Source organism: Sphingomonas sp. BK069 (genome assembly GCF_014193405.1).
Lineage (GTDB): Bacteria > Pseudomonadota > Alphaproteobacteria > Sphingomonadales > Sphingomonadaceae > Sphingomonas.
In genome coordinates, this window is the sequence record NZ_JACHZH010000004.1 from 320479 (window position 1) to 339133 (window position 18655).

Annotated in this window: 12 protein-coding genes; 7 read left to right on the forward strand and 5 right to left on the reverse strand. The window is 68.3% G+C overall.

The features are described 5' to 3' along the window. Positions 1–181: 181 nt before the first annotated feature. The 5 genes from rpoB to FHY02_RS15095 all read left to right on the forward strand — a co-directional run bounded on the left by rpoB (position 182) and on the right by FHY02_RS15095 (position 10794). Positions 182–4363, forward strand: a complete 4182-nt coding sequence (gene rpoB, locus FHY02_RS15075) for a DNA-directed RNA polymerase subunit beta (protein ID WP_183923551.1) — start codon at positions 182–184, stop codon at positions 4361–4363. A 160-nt stretch (positions 4364–4523) separates the two neighbouring features. After that, positions 4524–8813, forward strand: a complete 4290-nt coding sequence (gene rpoC / locus FHY02_RS15080) for a DNA-directed RNA polymerase subunit beta' (RefSeq protein ID WP_183923553.1) — start codon at positions 4524–4526, stop codon at positions 8811–8813. A gap of 151 nt (positions 8814–8964) precedes the next feature. Further along, positions 8965–9237: a hypothetical protein gene (locus tag FHY02_RS15085; RefSeq protein WP_221198661.1), complete on the forward strand. Its 273-nt coding sequence runs from the start codon at positions 8965–8967 to the stop codon at positions 9235–9237. Positions 9238–9381: 144 nt separating this feature from the next. After that, complete coding sequence (locus FHY02_RS15090) at positions 9382–9669, forward strand: hypothetical protein (protein ID WP_183923555.1); 288 nt, start codon at positions 9382–9384, stop codon at positions 9667–9669. Between the two features lie 51 nt (positions 9670–9720). After that, entirely contained in the window at positions 9721–10794 is a 1074-nt protein-coding gene (locus FHY02_RS15095) for a hypothetical protein (protein WP_183923557.1), read from the forward strand. A gap of 73 nt (positions 10795–10867) precedes the next feature. Here FHY02_RS15095 and FHY02_RS15100 read toward each other — a convergent pair whose 3' ends face one another. The 5 genes from FHY02_RS15100 to pdxH form a co-directional block, all read right to left on the reverse strand. After that, the gene (locus tag FHY02_RS15100) at positions 10868–11821 is read right to left on the reverse strand and encodes an ATP-grasp fold amidoligase family protein (RefSeq protein WP_311731847.1); all 954 of its coding nucleotides are present in this window, start codon (positions 11819–11821) and stop codon (positions 10868–10870) included. A 212-nt stretch (positions 11822–12033) separates the two neighbouring features. Next, positions 12034–12273 (reverse strand): hypothetical protein, encoded by a 240-nt coding sequence (locus tag FHY02_RS15105; RefSeq protein ID WP_183923559.1) that lies wholly within the window; start codon positions 12271–12273, stop codon positions 12034–12036. 179 nt (positions 12274–12452) lie between these two features. Next, positions 12453–13259 (reverse strand): PhzF family phenazine biosynthesis protein, encoded by an 807-nt coding sequence (locus tag FHY02_RS15110; RefSeq protein ID WP_183923561.1) that lies wholly within the window; start codon positions 13257–13259, stop codon positions 12453–12455. Next, complete coding sequence (locus tag FHY02_RS15115) at positions 13259–14212, reverse strand: cation diffusion facilitator family transporter (protein ID WP_183923563.1); 954 nt, start codon at positions 14210–14212, stop codon at positions 13259–13261. The genes FHY02_RS15110 and FHY02_RS15115 overlap by 1 nt, the downstream gene beginning before the upstream one ends. Then, on the reverse strand, positions 14209–14787 hold the full coding sequence (gene pdxH / locus FHY02_RS15120; protein ID WP_183923565.1) for a pyridoxamine 5'-phosphate oxidase: 579 nt from the start codon (positions 14785–14787) through the stop codon (positions 14209–14211). The genes FHY02_RS15115 and pdxH overlap by 4 nt, the downstream gene beginning before the upstream one ends. A 116-nt stretch (positions 14788–14903) precedes the next feature. On the opposite strand from pdxH, the gene FHY02_RS15125 reads away from it, so the two are divergent. After that, positions 14904–15809 carry a Ku protein gene (locus tag FHY02_RS15125; RefSeq protein ID WP_183923573.1) on the forward strand — a complete coding sequence of 302 codons (906 nt, stop codon included), beginning with the start codon at positions 14904–14906 and terminating at the stop codon, positions 15807–15809. A 169-nt stretch (positions 15810–15978) separates the two neighbouring features. Continuing rightward, on the forward strand, positions 15979–18471 hold the full coding sequence (gene ligD / locus FHY02_RS15130) for a DNA ligase D (RefSeq protein WP_183923575.1): 2493 nt from the start codon (positions 15979–15981) through the stop codon (positions 18469–18471). The last annotated feature ends 184 nt before the right edge of the window (positions 18472–18655 follow it).

Consider the following 18655-nt stretch of genomic DNA (forward strand, 5'->3'; position numbering starts at 1 on the left):
ATCCCGGTCACTTCCTTCGATCTCGGGACATGGCACGCCGTCGCGCAGCGAGTCATACGTATGGGTCGAGGGGTTCAGGACGCTGAAGGTCGCCGTCTCCCGCCCGCCGGGATCAGACGCGCGGCCTTTCGCCGTTCGGTCCATGCGCCCGTATATTCTGGCTGACGAGGCACACGCTCCTATGGCAACCAAGGCGATCGACGCGGGCTCCGCGCGCTCCGACCGGCTCAGCGGCACGCGCAAGCGGCGCATCCGCAAGGTCTTCGGCAACATCCACGAAGTCGTGCAGATGCCGAACCTGATCGAGGTCCAGCGCGAGAGCTACGAGCAGTTCCTGCGCTCGGATCCCTCGATCGGCTATGTCTCGGGTCTCGAGAAGACGCTGCGCAGCGTGTTCCCGATCCGCGATTTCGCCGGCACCGCCGAGCTCGACTTCGTGACCTACGAGCTCGAGCCGCCGAAGTTCGACGTGGAGGAGTGCCGCCAGCGCGGTATCACCTATGCCGCGCCGATGCGCGTCACGTTGCGCCTGATCGTGTTCGAGGTGGATCCCGATACGGAGACCCGCTCGGTGCTCGATATCAAGGAGCAGGACGTCTACATGGGCGACATGCCGCTCATGACCGAGAACGGCACCTTCTTCATCAACGGCACCGAGCGCGTGATCGTGTCGCAAATGCACCGTTCGCCGGGCGTGCTGTTCGATCACGACCGCGGGAAGACCCACGCGAGCGGCAAGTATCTCTTCGCCGCGCGCGTCATCCCCTATCGCGGCTCGTGGCTCGACTTCGAGTTCGACGCCAAGGACATCGTCAACGTCCGCATCGACCGGAAGCGCAAGCTGCCGGTGACGGCGCTGCTGTACGCTCTGGGCCTCAACTCGGAGGAGATCCTCAACCACTTCTACAACCGCGTCACCTATGTGCGCGGCGAGGGTGGCTGGCAGATCCCGTTCGCGCCCGAGAACTGGCGCGGCGTGAAGCCGACGTTCGACCTGATCGACGCCGCCTCGGGCGAGGTGGTGTTCGCCGCGGGCACAAAGGTGACCCCGCGCGCCGCCAACAAGGCGGGCAAGGACGGGCTGCAGACGCTGCTGATCCCCACCGAGGAGATCTACGGCCGCTATTCCGCCTATGACCTGATCAACGAGAAGACCGGCGAGATCTACGTCGAGGCCGGTGACGAGATGGGGCCGGAGAGCCTCGAGAAGCTCGACAAGGCCGGGATCGACCGGATCGAGCTGCTCGACATCGACCATGTCACTACCGGTCCGTGGATCCGCAACACGCTCAAGGCCGACAAGGCCGAGGAGCGCGAGCAGGCGCTGTCCGACATCTATCGCGTGATGCGCCCCGGCGAGCCGCCGACGCTCGAGACCGCGGAATCGCTGTTCGCCGGCCTGTTCTTCGATCCGGACCGCTACGACCTGTCGGCGGTGGGCCGCGTGAAGCTGAACATGCGCCTCGACCTCGACGCCGAGGACACGGTGACGACGCTGCGCACCGAGGACATCCTCGCGGTGGTCAAGACGCTGGTCGACCTGAAGGACGGCAAGGGCGAGATCGACGACATCGACAATCTCGGCAACCGCCGCGTCCGCTCGGTCGGCGAGCTGCTCGAGAACCAGTATCGCGTCGGCCTGCTGCGCATGGAGCGCGCGGTGAAGGAGCGCATGTCGTCGGTCGACGTGTCGACGGTGATGCCGAACGACCTGATCAACGCCAAGCCCGCTGTCGCCGCGGTGCGCGAGTTCTTCGGTTCGTCGCAGCTGTCGCAGTTCATGGACCAGACCAACCCGCTCTCCGAGGTGACGCACAAGCGTCGCGTCTCGGCGCTCGGGCCGGGCGGTCTGACGCGTGAGCGCGCGGGCTTCGAGGTCCGCGACGTCCACCCGACGCACTATGGCCGCATCTGCCCGATCGAGACGCCGGAGGGCCCGAACATCGGTCTGATCAACTCGCTCGCGAGCTTCAGCCGCGTCAACAAGTACGGCTTCATCGAGACGCCGTACCGTAAGGTCGTCGACAACAAGGTCACCGGCGAGGTGGTCTATCTGTCGGCGATGGAAGAGGCCAAGCACACGATCGCGCAGGCCTCCGCCGACCTCGACGCGGACGGCCGGCTGACCGAGGAGCTGGTCTCCGCGCGTCAGGCGGGCGAGTTCCTCATGGCGCTGCCCGAGACGATCACGCTGATGGACGTCTCGCCCAAGCAGCTCGTGTCGGTCGCGGCCTCGCTGATCCCGTTCCTGGAGAACGACGACGCCAACCGCGCGCTGATGGGCTCGAACATGCAGCGCCAGGCGGTGCCGCTGGTCAAGGCCGAGGCGCCGTTCGTCGGCACCGGCATGGAGGAGACCGTCGCGCGCGATTCGGGCGCGGCGATCGCCGCCAAGCGCGCCGGCGTGGTCGACCAGGTCGACGCCAGCCGCATCGTGATCCGCGCCACGGGTGACGTCAGCGCGACCGAGTCGGGCGTCGACATCTACACGCTGATGAAGTTCCAGCGCTCAAACCAGTCGACCTGCATCAACCAGCGCCCGCTGGTGAAGGTGGGCGACGTGGTCAATGTCGGCGACGTGATCGCGGACGGCCCGTCGACCGAGTTCGGCGAGCTGGCGCTGGGCCGGAACGCGCTCGTCGCGTTCATGCCGTGGAACGGGTACAACTACGAGGATTCGATCCTCATCTCCGAGCGGATCGTCAAGGACGACGTGTTCACGTCGATCCACATCGACGAGTTCGAAGTGATGGCGCGCGACACCAAGCTCGGGCCCGAGGACATCACCCGCGACATCCCGAACGTCGGCGAGGAGGCGCTGCGCAACCTCGACGAGGCGGGCATCGTCTACATCGGCGCCGAGGTGGAGCCGGGCGACATCCTGGTCGGCAAGATCACGCCCAAGGGCGAGAGCCCGATGACGCCGGAGGAGAAGCTGCTCCGCGCCATCTTCGGCGAGAAGGCCAGCGACGTGCGCGACACCTCGCTGCGCTTGCCGCCGGGCGTCGCCGGGACGATCGTCGACGTGCGCGTGTTCAATCGCCATGGCATCGACAAGGACGAGCGCGCGATGGCGATCGAGCGCGAGGAGATCGAGCGCCTGAAGAAGGACTCGGACGACGAGCGCACGATCCTCAACCGGGCGACGTGGAGCCGCCTGCGCGAGATGCTGCTTGACCAGGTCGCGACGGCGGTGCCGAAGGGCCTGAAGAAGGGCGCGACGATCGACATGGACCTGCTCGACAGCGTCGACCGCCACGAGTGGTGGAAGTTCGCGGTGCAGGACGACGCGGTCCAGGCCAATCTGGAAGCGGTCAAGGCGCAGTATGACGAGGCCGCCAAGAAGATCCGCGACAAGTTCGAGGATCGCCGCGAGAAGCTGGAGCGCGGCGACGAGCTGCCGCCGGGCGTGCTCAAGATGGTCAAGGTGTTCGTCGCGGTGAAGCGCAAGCTGCAGCCGGGCGACAAGATGGCCGGCCGCCACGGCAACAAGGGCGTGATCAGCCGCATCCTGCCGGTGGAGGACATGCCGTTCCTCGCCGACGGGACGCCGGTGGACCTCGTGCTCAACCCGCTGGGCGTGCCGTCGCGCATGAACGTCGGGCAGATCTTCGAGACCCACCTCGGCTGGGCCGCGCGCGGCCTGGGGCAGCAGATCTCGCATGCGCTGGAGGACTGGCGCGAGGCCAACCCCGACGCCACCGCGGGCGAGATGCCCGCGGCGGTGAAGGAGCGGCTCGAGACGGTCTATGGCGAGCACTACCTCGACGACATCCGCGCCCGCGACGGCAACGAGATCGTCGAGCTGGCGCAGAACCTGAAAGCGGGCGTGCCGATGGCGACCCCGGTGTTCGACGGCGCGGTGGAAGCCGATGTCGCCGAGATGCTGGAGCTCGCCGGCCTCGATCGCTCGGGCCAGTCGGACCTGTTCGACGGGCGCACCGGCGACCAGTTCGACCGCAAGGTGACGGTGGGCATCATCTACATGCTCAAGCTGCACCACCTCGTGGACGACAAGATTCACGCGCGCTCGATCGGGCCCTACTCGCTCGTCACCCAGCAGCCGCTGGGCGGCAAGGCGCAGTTCGGCGGCCAGCGCTTCGGCGAGATGGAGGTGTGGGCGCTCCAGGCCTATGGCGCCGCCTACACGCTGCAGGAGATGCTGACGGTGAAGTCCGACGACGTGGTCGGCCGCACCAAGGTCTACGAGGCGATCGTCAAGGGCGACGACACGTTCGAGGCCGGCATTCCCGAGAGCTTCAACGTGCTCGTCAAGGAGATGCGCTCGCTGGGTCTCAACGTCGATCTCAAGACGATGGACCTGGGCGTGGACGAGGACGGCGTCGCCATCGCGGCCGAGTGAGCAGATAACACCGTTCGTCCTGAGGAGCCGCTGAGCGAAGTCGAAGCGGCGTCCCGAGGGACTGAGGCGGGGCGTGCCCTTCGAGACGGGCCTTCGCCTCCGCTCAGGCCCTCCTCAGGGCGAACGGATGTGGTTTTTCCCTCCCTGTGAGGAAAGCAAGATGAACGAACTGACCAATTTCGCCAATCCGCTCGCCAAGCCGGAGACGTTCGACCAGATCCAGATCGGGATCGCGTCGCCGGACAAGATCCGCAGCTGGTCGTTCGGCGAGATCAAGAAGCCCGAGACGATCAACTATCGCACGTTCAAGCCCGAGCGTGACGGCCTGTTCTGCGCGCGCATCTTCGGTCCGATCAAGGATTACGAGTGCCTGTGCGGCAAGTACAAGCGCATGAAGTACAAGGGCATCGTCTGCGAGAAGTGCGGCGTCGAGGTGACCGTCTCGAAGGTCCGCCGCGAGCGCATGGGCCATATCGAGCTGGCCGCCCCGGTCGCGCACATCTGGTTCCTCAAGTCACTGCCGTCGCGCATCGGCCTGCTGCTCGATATGCAGCTCAAGCAGCTCGAGCGCGTGCTGTACTTCGAGGCGTATATCGTGATCGAGCCGGGCCTGACCCCGCTCGAGAAGTATCAGCTGCTCACCGAGGACGAGCTGCTCGAGGCGCAGGACGAATATGGCGAGGACGCCTTCTCGGCCGGCATCGGCGCCGAGGCCGTCCGCATCATGCTTGAGAGCCTCGACCTCGAGGGTGAGAAGGTCGCGCTGCTCGAGGAGCTGGCGACGACCAAGTCCGAGCTGAAGCCGAAGAAGATCATCAAGCGGCTCAAGGTCGTCGAGTCCTTCCTTGAGTCCGGCAATCGGCCCGAGTGGATGATCCTCGAGGTCGTGCCGGTGATCCCGCCCGAGCTGCGCCCGCTGGTGCCGCTCGACGGCGGCCGCTTCGCGACGTCGGATCTCAACGACCTGTACCGCCGCGTCATCAACCGCAACAACCGCCTCAAGCGCCTCATGGAGCTGCGCGCGCCGGACATCATCGTCCGCAACGAGAAGCGCATGCTGCAGGAGGCAGTCGACGCTCTGTTCGACAATGGCCGTCGCGGCCGGACGATCACGGGCGCCAACAAGCGTCCGCTGAAGTCGCTGTCCGACATGCTCAAGGGCAAGCAGGGCCGCTTCCGCCAGAACCTGCTCGGCAAGCGCGTCGACTATTCGGGCCGTTCGGTGATCGTGACCGGTCCCGAGCTCAAGCTGCACCAGTGCGGCCTGCCCAAGAAGATGGCGCTCGAGCTGTTCAAGCCGTTCATCTACGCGCGCCTCGACGCCAAGGGCCTGAGCATGACGCTCAAGCAGGCGAAGAAGTGGGTCGAGAAGGAGCGCAAGGAAGTCTGGGACATCCTGGACGAGGTGATCCGCGAGCATCCGGTGCTGCTCAACCGCGCGCCGACGCTCCACCGGCTCGGCATCCAGGCGTTCGAGCCGGTGCTGATCGAAGGCAAGGCGATCCAGCTGCACCCGCTGGTCTGCTCGGCGTTCAACGCCGACTTCGACGGCGACCAGATGGCCGTGCACGTCCCGCTGTCGCTCGAGGCGCAGCTGGAAGCGCGCGTCCTGATGATGTCGACCAACAACATCCTGAGCCCCGCGAACGGCAAGCCGATTATCGTGCCGTCGCAGGACATGGTGCTGGGCCTCTATTATCTGTCGATGGAGAAGCAGGGCGAGCCCGGCGAGGGCATGCTGCTCGGCGACATGGCCGAGGTGCACCAGGCGCTGTTCGCCGGCGCGGTGACGCTCCACACCAAGATCGTCAGCCGCGTGCCGCAGACCGACGAGCAGGGTAAGCAGTATCTCAAGCGCTTCGAGACGACGCCGGGGCGCATGCTGCTGGGCGAGACGCTGCCGAAGAGCCACAAGGTGCCCTTCGACGTCGTCAACCGGCTGCTGACCAAGAAGGACGTCGGCGACGTCATCGACGAGGTCTACCGCCACACCGGCCAGAAGGAGACGGTGTTGTTCGCCGACGCGATCATGTCGCTCGGCTTCCGTCACGCGTTCCGCGCCGGCATCTCCTTCGGCAAGGATGACATGATCATCCCGGGCGACAAGGAGCAGCTGGTCGACGAGACGCGCGACCAGGTGAAGGACTATGAGCAGCAGTATCAGGACGGCCTGATCACGCAGCAGGAAAAGTACAACAAGGTGATCGACGCCTGGAGCCGCTGCGGCGACCAGGTGGCGGCCTCGATGATGAACGAGATCAAGGCGGTCAAGGTCGATCCGGAGACGGGCCGCGAGAAGCCGATCAACTCGATCTACATGATGGCGCACTCGGGTGCGCGTGGCTCGCAGGCGCAGATCAAGCAGCTCGCGGGTATGCGCGGCCTGATGGCCAAGCCGTCGGGCGAGATCATCGAGACGCCGATCATCTCGAACTTCAAGGAAGGCCTGACCGTCCTCGAATATTTCAACTCGACCCACGGCGCCCGTAAGGGCCTGGCGGACACCGCGTTGAAGACCGCCAACTCGGGCTATCTCACCCGCCGCCTTGTCGACGTGTCGCAGGATTGCGTCATCATCGAGGAGGATTGCGGCACCGAGCGCGCGCTCGAGATGAAGGCGATCGTGCAGGGCGGCTCGACCATCGCGTCGCTCGGCGAGCGCATCCTCGGCCGCACCACGGCGGAGGACGTGGTCGACGCCAAGACGGGCAAGGTGGTGATCCCGGTCGGCACGCTGCTCGACGAGCCGATGGTGGCGCAGATCGAGGCGCTGGGCATCCCGGCGATGAAGATCCGCTCGCCGCTGGTCTGCGAGAGCAAGGTCGGCGTCTGCGGCAAGTGCTACGGGCGTGATCTCGCGCGCGGCACCCCGGTCAACATCGGCGAGGCGGTCGGCGTGATCGCGGCGCAGTCCATCGGCGAGCCGGGCACGCAGCTGACGATGCGGACCTTCCACATCGGCGGCGCGGCGCAGCTCAACGAGCAGTCGAACCTCGAGGCGCCGGTCGACGGCACCGTCGAGTTCCGCGACGTTCGCGTGATCGAGGACCAGCGCGGCCGTCGCGTCGTGCTCAGCCGCTCGGCCGAGATCGCGATCGTTGACATGGACGGGCGCGAGCTGGCCGTGCACAAGATTCCGTACGGCGCGTACGTGATGTTCGACGACGGCCATATCGTCTCCAAGGGCGACCGCATGGCCGAGTGGGACCCGTTCACCATGCCGGTGATCACGGAAACCGGCGGTACCGTGAAGTTCCAGGACCTGATCGAGGGCAAGACGCTCACCGAGCAGGTCGACGAGGCGACCGGTATCGCGCAGCGCGTGGTCACCGAATATCGCGCGACCACCAAGTCGAAGGAGGATCTGCGCCCGCGCATGACCCTGCTCGACGAGGGCTCGGGCGAAGCGGCGCGCTACCTGCTGGCGCCGGGGGCGGTGCTGTCGGTGGAGGACAATGCGACGGTGCAGGCGGGCGACGTGCTCGCGCGTGTCGCGCGCGAGTCGGCCAAGACGCGCGACATCACCGGCGGTCTGCCGCGCGTCGCCGAGCTGTTCGAGGCGCGCAAGCCCAAGGAGAACGCGATCATCGCCAAGGTCTCTGGCCGCGTCGTGTTCGGCAAGGACTATAAGGCGAAGCGCAAGATCGGCATCCAGCCCGAGGACGGCGGCGAGGTCGTCGAGTATCTCGTGCCCAAGTCGAAGGTGATCGACGTTCAGGAAGGCGACTACGTCAAGCGTGGCGACAACCTGATCGGCGGCAGCCCCGATCCGCACGACATCCTCGAGGTGCTCGGCATCGAGCCGCTGGCCGAATATCTCGTCTCGGAGATCCAGGAGGTCTATCGTCTCCAGGGCGTGAAGATCAACGACAAGCACATCGAGACGATCGTCCGCCAGATGCTCCAGAAGGTCGAGATCATCGAGAGCGGCGACACCACGCTGCTGGTCGGTGAGCAGGTCGACCGCGAGGAGATGGACGCGATCAACGAGAAGCTGGAGGACGGTCAGGCGCGCGCCGCGGGCAAGCCGATCCTGCTCGGCATCACCAAGGCGTCGCTGCAGACCCGCAGCTTCATCTCGGCGGCGTCGTTCCAGGAGACCACCCGCGTTCTCACCGAGGCGGCGGTCCAGGGCAAGCAGGACACGCTGATGGGCCTCAAGGAGAACGTCATCGTCGGGCGGCTGATCCCGGCGGGCACCGGCGCGGGGATGAACCGCCTGCGCGTGGCGGCCTCGTCGCGTGACGCCGCGCTGCGCGTCCAGCAGCGCAAGCTGCAGGAGGCGATGATCGCGGCGGGTTCGGCCGGCACGGCGTCGCAGACGCGTGCCGCCGAGGAGAAGCGCAGCCCGCGCGACGACACCGGCACCGGCAGCGACCCGCTGGCGGCGGTGGTGCCCTCGGGCACCGGCACCGACGCCGACGCGGGCGAGTATCTCAACGAGCAGTGAGACGAGACGGGCGGCGCCCCGCGCCGCTCGCCGACCTGATCGAGCCGCCGCCCGGGATGCCGGGCGGCGGCTTCTTTTTTGTGCCCCGTCGCGGCGGCGCGACGGCGGAGCGTCCTAGAATGAGAGGGTTAATACCTGACGGAGCCCGCGCGTGATCGATCAGCCCCTTCCCTCGCGCCCCGAAGACGTGCTCGCCGACGGTGTCGATCACGCCGAGATCGACGGCGTTCCCGCGGGTAAGGGCACCGTCGCCGCCTTCCTCCGCAACGCGCGTCGCTGGGCCGAGCCGGATATCGCGCCGCCCGAACGCGCGCTGCTGACGGGCGCGATCGCCGGGGCGGTGCCGGTGCTCCGCGCGCTTGGCCTGTTCGAGGTGCTCGAGGTGCGCGATCCCGCGCTGCGCGCGCTGATCGACGCTTGCTGAGCCATGCCCGGCCGGCGCGGTCACGCGGCGCGGCGGCCGCCGCCCGCGCCGGAGCCCCGGGACACGCCAGCGCCGCCCGTTAGGCAGCCACCGCGCCGTCGGCGAGATCGAGCGCTGCGGCAGCTCGCCCGCGCCAAGCGCCTCGTGCTCACGCTGTCGACGTTGGCGGCGGCACTATCGATCGTGACGCTCTCGACCAGCCCGCTCGAGTGGATCGCCGCCGGTGACGATCTCGTGCCGGGATCGCGGTGTGCCGTGCTCGGCGCACGCGATCCCGCCCGGCCGCTGCTGGCCACGTTGACGCTCCTGCCCGTCGTGGCCCTGCTGCTGTGTGCCTGGTGTCGGCCGCGCTCGCGGCTCTGCCTTCTGCTCGGCGCGGCGACGCTGCTGCTGTGGGTCTATCGCTTTCAGCTCCGTCACTTCGGCTGCTGAGCGGCGGGCAGGTTGACGGCACGTTAACCGATCGACGCGCAATGTGCCGGCGTGCCCGCCTCGTTCTCGTTTCCTGTCGCACTGCCGCCCCGTGCCGTCGCGCGGCTGCTGCTGGCGGCGACGATAATGCTGATCGCGATTGGCCTGCTCTCCCCTGCCCCGCCGACGGCGCACCCTGCCGCCACCGCCTCGAACGGTGACGCCGCGCTGTATCGCGCGATCGACCGCCGCGTCGCCGATGGGCAGGGTTACTACGCCGCGGTCGCCGCCGAACATCGCGCCCGCGATTTCCCGCTGAAGCCCTTCGTCGCGGTGCGGCTACCGACGCGTGCCTGGATCTATCGTCTGGTCGGCGCGCAGGGCGCTCTGTGGGCGCTGCGCGCGCTGGCGCTGCTCGCTGCGATGGCCTTCGCTTATCGCCTGCGCGCGACGATCGGCCCACGTCTCCTCTGGGGCGGCGCCAGCGCGATCGCCGCCGCGTCCGCGCTGCCGCTGGCCAATGCCGTGGTCGCGCTCTGGCCCGAGTGCTGGGCGGGGCTGCTGGTGGCGCTGTCGCTCGCGTCGCGTGACCAGCGCCGCTGGCGGGTCGCCGCGCTGCTTGGGCTCGCCGCCGCGCTCTTCCGAGAGTTGGCGCTCCCGTATCTCGTCGCGATGGCGTTCGCCGCGGTGCTCGAGCGGCGGCATGACGAGGCGCTGGGATGGGCGGCCGCCGCGACTGCCGCCGTTATCGCGCTCACGGCTCATGCGAGCGCGGTCGCCGCGATACTGCGGCCGGGCGACGCGGTGTCGCAAGGATGGGTCCGCGCGGGCGGCTGGAGCTTCGATCTCGCGATGGCGCGCGCCACCACGCCGCTCGCGCTCTTCCCGACAGCGGCCACCGCCGTCTGCGTCCCGCTCGCGCTCTACGGCTGGGTGAGCAACTCGTCGGGCTATACACGCCGCGTTACTCTCGCCTTGGTGACGTTGCTGGTACCCACGCTGCTGATCGGGCGGCCCGAGAACAGCTATTGGGGGCTGATGCTCGCGCCGGTGTGGCTCGCCGGCCTGCCGCTCGCACTGCCCGCCATCGCTCGCGCGGTTGCGCCTGCTGCAACGGCGACGCGTCAACTTGCAATTGCGCGCTAACCAGGCGTTGACCACATGACGGCTATTGCTGCACCGCAGCATCAACCTTAGGATCTCCCATGTTCTCGCTCGTCTACCTCATCATCAGCCATCGCCGCGCCGAGCGCACCTGTGCTGCCGTAGCGCCGGTCGCCGTGCCGATCGTCCCGATCGCTGACGAGCCGTACCGCCTCGCTGCCTGACAGGGCGCGGACTGACGCTCGGCCCAATAGGAGCCGAAGTGGAGGTCCCAACTGACCGGCCGGAAGCGATCGAGCCCCGAGCCGGGATAGAGCGTGAACTCGCCGAAATACGGCCGGCCGGCGACGTCATAGAGGTCTATTCGTGCGAAATCGTGCGGTGTGCCCAGCGTCTCGGCCGCCGCAATCATCCGGTCGAGCGACGCCGGCGGCATCACCGGGCGCGGATCGGCGGGAAACTCGAAGGCGAGGTCGAGCCGGCGCCATGCGCGGTCCAGCATCACGCGGCGGTGGCGATGCTCGCGGTCGAGATCGACCTGGATGAACTCGACCCGCCCTCCGAACACGAAGGACTTATAGTCGACGGGCAGCACCCGGCCGCAGCCGATCAGCGGCTCGACCAGCAGTTGCGGCGCAATCTCCGAGTAGAGCCACTCATGCAGCAGCGGCGCATAGGGCCGGCGCAGCCAGCGCGCCGCGCGACGCCGCTCCGCCGCCCAGTCGAGCGATTCCCCGTCTCGAACGAACACGTTCTGCTGGCTCGCGTGCGAGGACTTGAGCACGAACGGGCGCGGCCAGGGCGGCGTGTCGGGGAGCGCGGTGCCATGCCACAGGGTCGGGATCACCCACTCGCCGCCCAGCGTCGCGGCGACATGCGCCTTCACCGCGACCTTGTCGGCGAGTTTGGGCCAGCGCGGGTCGCGTTCGAACAATTTGCGCGCATACACCAACTCGCTGAAGCGGCGCGGTGCGGCAAGATCGGGCAGCCGCCCGAACCGCCAGAAATAGATCAGTCGCGGCAGCACGTTGGGCGCGCGGCGCGGACGGCACTGCTCGGGATATGGCACGCTCGGTCCCGGACTGCGGAGGCTCGTTGCGCGGTTACTCAGCCGCCGACGCAGGGGCAAGCGCGCGATCGACGCGCCGGTGCCTCCGACCGGAATGGCGTTCAAGGCGCCAACAACAAGCGCCCGGCGCGGGGGAGCGCCGGGCGTAGGTTGGTCTAGGGAGCACTAGACGGTTCGGTGCGGCGCCCGTGGGAGGGGCGCTGAAACTCGGATCAGAGCGTGTTGCCGGCGGTGGCGCTTACATTGTCGCCGGTCGCGTTGGCGGGCAGCGCGCCCAGGTCGGTGCCGTTGCCGACCGACGCGAAGTTGCCGTCGGCGGGCAGCTCCTCGTTGAGCACCGTCTCATTCGCCAGCGTGTCGTTGGCGGCGGTGTCGTTGCTGGTCTTCGAACCGCAGGCGGCGAGCGCCAGCGCCAGGCAGATCCCGGTCGCACCGGCGACGATCTTCTTCATCAACTCCGATCCCCTTCAGATAGGCGGCGCCTCGCGCCGTCATAGCCAATCTACACTGCTCCGATCGGAAAACAAGTGAGTAGAAGCCTCGACCAACCCACGACGGCGAAAGACGGCGTAGCACGCACGAGAACGATCGCGCCCTGAAGGCGCCCCTCTCCCTCATTGTAGGACGAACATCAGGGGAGGAGGAACGTACCCTCGATCACGGTCACGCAATCGCCGCGCAGGATCACCCGGTCGCCGTCGAGCCGGCAGCCCACGCGCCCACCCCGCGCGCTCGCCTGGAACGCGCCGAACGAGTCGCGGCCGAGCCGCTCCGCCCAGTACGGCACCATCACCGCGTGCGCGGAGCCCGTCACCGGGTCCTCGGGGATGTCGAAATAGTCTGTGAAGACCCGGCTGACCACGTCGGCGGTCTCGCCGCGCGCCGCGACGATATGGACGAACGGCCCGAGCGCCTTGATCGCACGCCCGTCCGGCGCCGCCGCCCGCACCGCCGCCTCGTCGGCGACGATCACGAGCGCGTAGCCCTTCTCGTACCACAAGGTCTCGACCGCGTCGACACCGAGCGCCGCGACGATCTCGGGCAGCGCGCGTGGCGTCGGCTTCCAGGCCGGCAGCGCCATCGCGTAGCTCGCGCCCACCGCGCCGTCCGCGCGCGCGACCTCGAGCACGCCCGCCTGCCGCGTGCGGAAGCGCACCGAGTCGCGGTCACCATCCGACGAGAGCACAAAATGGCCGCTCGCCAGCGTGGCATGGCCGCACAGCGCCACCTCCGCGGCGGGGGTGAACCAGCGCAGCTCGAAGTCGCTCTCGCCGCTCGCGTCGGGGATGAGGAAGGCGGTCTCGCTGAGGTTGTTCTCCTCGGCGATCTGCTGGAGCAGCCTGTCCTCGGGCCAGCTCGCCAGCGGCATTACCGCCGCCGGATTGCCCGCGAAGGCCGCGTCGGCGAAGGCGTCGATCTGGGCGAAAGGGATGCGCATCAATAGCCTACTCGCTTGCCGAACCAGTGCGGCGTGACGTCGGCCTCCACCAGCGGGTTGTCGGTATCGACATGCCCCTCGGGGTCGAGGTGGATCAGCGTCTCCACCCGCGGAAAGGTCTGGCGCAGCGCCACCTCCACCCGCTCGACGATGTCATGCGCGTCGCGGACGGTGAGGCTCGGATCGACCTCCATGTGGAACTGCGCGAAATCGTGGCTGCCGGCGCGGCGCGTGCGGAAATCGTGGATGCCGCGGATGCCGGGCTGGCGCGCGGCCACCTCCATGAAGGCGGCTCGCTGGTCCTCGGGCCATTCCTTGTCCATCAGCATGTCGATCGCCTGGCTCGACGCCTGGAACGCGCCCCAGGCGAGCCACAAAGCGATGGCGATGCCGAACACCGGGTCCGCCCCCGACAGGCCGACATATTGGTCGAGCACCAGCGCCGCGATCACTGCCACGTTGAGCAGCACGTCCGACTGGTAATGGACGTTGTCCGCGAGGATCGCGACCGAGCCGGTGCGCCGGATCACGCTGCGCTGATAGGCGAGCAGCGCGAAGGTGGCGAGGATGGCGAGCACCGACACGCCGATGCCCAGCCCCGCGTCCTCGTTGGCGGCAGGCGCGGAGAAGCGCTGGATCGCGCGCACCGCGATGCCGATCGCCGAGGCGGTGATCAGCACCACCTGGAACAGCGCGGCGAGCGCCTCGGCCTTGCCGTGACCGAAGCGATGGTCGTGGTCGGCGGGCTCGGCGGCGAGCTTGACGCCGTACAGCGTCACCAGGCTGGCGAGCAGGTCGAGCCCGGTGTCGGCCAAGCTGCCCAGCATCGCGACCGAGCCGGTGTGCCAGGCGGCATAGCCCTTCACCACCAGCAGCGAGCTGGCCATCGCCACGCTGGCGAGCGCGGCGCGCATCGCCAAGGGAACGGCGCGACGGCGTTCCTCGTTGGTCATGGGAACAGCAGCCCCTCGTTCCAGCCGTCACCCGCGCGGGTGAACAGGCGCCGCTCGTGCAGCCGGTGCGCGCGGTCCTGCCAGAACTCGATCTCCTCGGCGGCGACGCGATAGCCGCCCCAGAACGGCGGGCGCGGCACGTCCTGCCCGTCGAATCGCTCGCGCATCGCCTCGACGCGCGCCTCGAAGGTAGCGCGCGAGTCGAGCGGGCGCGACTGGTCCGAGGCCCAGGCGCCGAGCTGCGAGTCGCGACCGCGCGAGGCGAAATACGCGTCGCTCTCGGCGTCGCTGACGCGAGTTACGCTGCCGGTGACGCGCACCTGACGACGCAGCGACTTCCAGTGGAAGAGCAGCGAGGCCTGGGCGTTGGCGCCGACCTCCTCCGCCTTGCGGCTGCCGCGGTTGGTGTAGAACACGAAGCCATCGGGGCCGTGCCCCTTGAGCAGCACCATGCGCGCTGACGGACGTCCGCGGGCATCCGCGGTGGCGAGCGCCATCGCGTTGGGGTCGTTGGGTTCGCTCTGTTCCGCCTCGGCGAGCCAGCGGTCGAAGAGCGCGATCGGATCGTCGGCCATGCCGCGCATCTAGGCGAAAAGGGCCGCGATTTCCACGCCCGATCGGGCGTGACCCGCGTCGAGGGAACCCGTCTGGCGGCAAATGATTGAATCGCCTCCGGAACAAGGGAAACGACATGGCCGCGCGGGCATATTGGCAGGGACAGATCCGGCTCGCGCTGGTGTCGATCCCGGTGGAGATCTACTCGGCGACCAAGTCGGGCGCGCAGGTCAGCTTCCACCAGATCCACGAACCCTCGGGCAAGCGGATCAAGTATGAGAAGGTGGTGCCGGGCATGGGCCCGGTCGACACCGACGAGATCGTCAAGGGCTTCGAAGTCGAAAAGGGCGAATATGTCCTGCTCGAGCAGGACGAGATCGACGCGGTCAAGCTCGAGTCAAAGAAGACGCTGGAGCTTACCCAGTTTGTCGACGCCAGCGACATCGACGTGCTCTATTATGAGAAGCCCTATTTCGTCGTCCCCGCCGACGATCTCGCCGAGGAGGCGTTCATCGTGCTGCGCGAGGCGCTGCGGCGGACCAAGAAGGTCGGTCTCGGGCAATTGGCGATGCGCGGGCGCGAGTACGTCGTCAGCCTGAAGCCGTGCGGGCGCGGCATGGTGCTGGAGACGCTGCGCTACGCCGACGAGGTCAACAAGGCACAGGGCTATTTCCGCGACATCCCCGACGAGAAGCCCGACCCCGAGCTGCTCGATCTGGCCGAGGCGCTGATCGAGAAGAAGAGCGGCGCGTTCGACCCGCAGGAGTTCCACGACCGCTACGTCGACGCGCTGCGCGGGCTGATCGAGCGCAAGCGCAAGGCGCACGGGCGCAAGATCATCGAGGACAAGGACGAGGGTGGCGGGCGCTCGGGCTCGAACGTGGTCGACCTGATGGCGGCGCTGAAGAAGTCGATGGAGGGATCGCGGGGCGCTGCCAACGAGAACGCGGGCGCTGGCAAAACCGCGGCCAAGCCGGCGACGAAGCGCGCGCCAGCGAAGAAGCCCGCGGCTAGGAAGCCGGCCGCGAAGAAGAGCGCGTGAGTGTCATTCTCCTCCTCCGTCATCCCGGACCTGGTCCGGGATCCACTCGTCCGCGCGAGCAACACCGCCTGAGTACGCGGCACGGTGGATCCCGGACCAAGTCCGGGATGACGCCAGTTGATGAGGCGATTGCTTATCGCAGCAGCCACCCACTTGAGGATTGGGTCGCGTGACGAGGAAGAAGGGCGAGGAAAAGCCGTCCCCCACCGACCCGCTCGCGCGCTACAACGCCAAGCGCGACTTCAGCCGCACCGCCGAGCCCGCCGGCACGCTCGCACCCGGCAACGGCAACAGCTTCATGGTGCAGAAGCACGACGCCACGCGCCTGCACTGGGATTTCCGGCTCGAGATAGACGGCGTGCTCAAGAGCTGGGCGGTGACGCGCGGCCCCAGCCTCGATCCGAACGAGAAACGGCTGGCGGTGCGCACCGAGGATCATCCGCTCTCCTATGCGAAGTTCGAGGGGACAATTCCCAAGGGCGAATATGGCGGCGGCACGGTGATGCTGTGGGACCGCGGCACCTGGTCGCCGATCGCGGGCAAGAGCGCGCGCGACCTCGACAAGGGCCACCTCCATTTCGTGCTCGACGGCGAGCGGATGAGGGGCGAGTGGCTGCTCATCCGATTGCGCCCGCGCGGGAAGGAAAAGAACGAGAACTGGTTGCTGCGCAAGATCGACGATGCCTACGCCGGCGGCACCGACACGTTGGTCGAGACCGCGCTGACCAGCGTCACCACGGGCCGCACGATGCAGGAGATCGCCGAGAGTGCGCCGCCGCACGAGGAGGCCGCCGCGACGAGAGCGAAGCCTGTCAGAGCCAAGGCCAAGCCCGCCAGCCGCGCGCGCAAAGCCGCCCTGCCCGCCTATGAGCCGCCGCAGCTCTGCACCTTGGTCGACGCGGTGCCGAGCGGCAGCGACTGGATCCACGAGGTGAAGTACGACGGCTATCGCGCGCTCGTCGCGGTCGCCGATGCGCAGGCCAAGGTCTACACGCGCAACGGCCTCGACTGGACCGACAAGTTCGCCGGCATCGCCTCGGCCGCCGCCGCGCTCCCGGTCGGCAGCGCGCTGATCGACGGCGAGATCGTCGCCTTCAAGGATGGGCGTCCCGATTTCTCGACGCTCAAGGACGCGATCAGCGGGGGCGGCGCGATGACGCTCTTCGCCTTCGACCTGCTCGAGCAGGACGGCGAGGACCTGCGCGGGCTCGCCAACGTCCAGCGCAAGGAGCAGCTGCGCGCGCTGGTGGGTGTCGGCGAGGAGCGGCTCCAATTCGCCGAGCACGTCATCGGCGCCGGCGAGCAACTGTTCGAGACCATGTGCCGCGAGGGCTTCGAGGGCGTGGTCTCGAAGAAGGCCGACGCGCCCTATCGCGGCAAGCGCACCCAGGCGTGGCTCAAGGTGAAATGTACGCGCCGGCAGGAGTTCGTCGTGGTCGGCTGGACACCGTCGGACAAGCGCCGCGGCTTTCGCTCGCTGCTGCTCGGCGTCAACGAGAGCGGCGAACTGCGCTACGCCGGCAAGGTCGGCACCGGCTTCTCGGGCGCGCTGATCGAGGAGCTGACCGCCAAGCTGGAGAAGCTCGAGCGCAAGACGCCCACGGTCGCGGCGCCGCGCGCGGCGGTACGCGGCGCGCGCTGGGTCAGCCCGAAGCTCGTGGCCGAGATCGCCTTCACCGAGACCACGCCCGAGGGCGTGCTGCGCCACCCCAGCTTCCTCGGCCTGCGCGGCGACAAGAGCGCCGCGGAGGTGGTGGTGGAGCGGCCCGCACCCGCGCCGAAGGCCGCCGCGGCGCCGACCAGCTCGATCAAGGTGTCGAGCCGCGACCGCGTCATCTTCCCCGAGAGCGAGGTGACCAAGGGCGACCTCGCGGATCATTATCTTGCGGTCGCCGGAATCATGCTGCCCTGGGTCGGTCACCGCCCGATTAGCCTGGTGCGCTGCCCGCAGGGACGCGCCAAGCACTGCTTCTTCCAGAAGCACGACGCCGGCTCGTTCGGCGACACCGTGCACCAGGTGCCGATCCGCGAGAAGGACGGCTCGACCGAGAACTACCTCTACGTCGACTCGGCGGACGGCCTCGTCGCCTGCGTCCAGATGGGAACGATCGAGTTCCACGGCTGGGGCTCGACCGTGACAGCGTTGGAACGGCCCGATCGCATGGTGTTCGACCTCGACCCCGACGAGGATCTCGACTTCGCCGCCACGAAGCGCGCCGCCGAGCATCTCAAGGAGCAGCTCGCCGAGCTGGGCCTGACGAGCTTCCCGCTGCTGTCGGGCGGCAAGGGCGTCCATGTCGTGGTGCCGCTGACGCCGTCGGCGGAATGGCCGGCGGTGCGCGACTTCGCCGAGCGGTTCGCGCGCGCGCTGGCGCAGGCCGAGCCCGAACGCTTCGTCGCGAACATGAGCAAGGCCAAGCGCAAGGGCCGGATCTTCATCGACTATCTGCGCAATCAGCGCGGCGCGACGGCGATCATGCCCTATGCCGCGCGCGCGCGCGCCGGCGCACCGGTGGCCGCGCCGGTGTCCTGGACCGAGCTGCGCGACCTCGACACCGCGGCGCGCTGGCACGTCGGCGATGCGGCCGAGCTGATCGCGCGCGCCAACGGCCGCTCGCTCAAGGGCTGGGGTATCGCAGACCAGATTCTGCCCGAGGTGTGAGGGGTGAGAGCGGGACGGCTCCCATGGTCGCAGCTCCTCCCCGCTAGCGGGGAGGGGACAGCTCGCCGTAGGCGAGTGGTGGAGGGGGCTCTCCACGCAGCGCAGCATTCGCGGCGCCCCCCCCTCCACCATGCTGCGCATGGTCCCCCTCCCCGTGCCGGGGAGGATCTGGGGCCACAGCGAG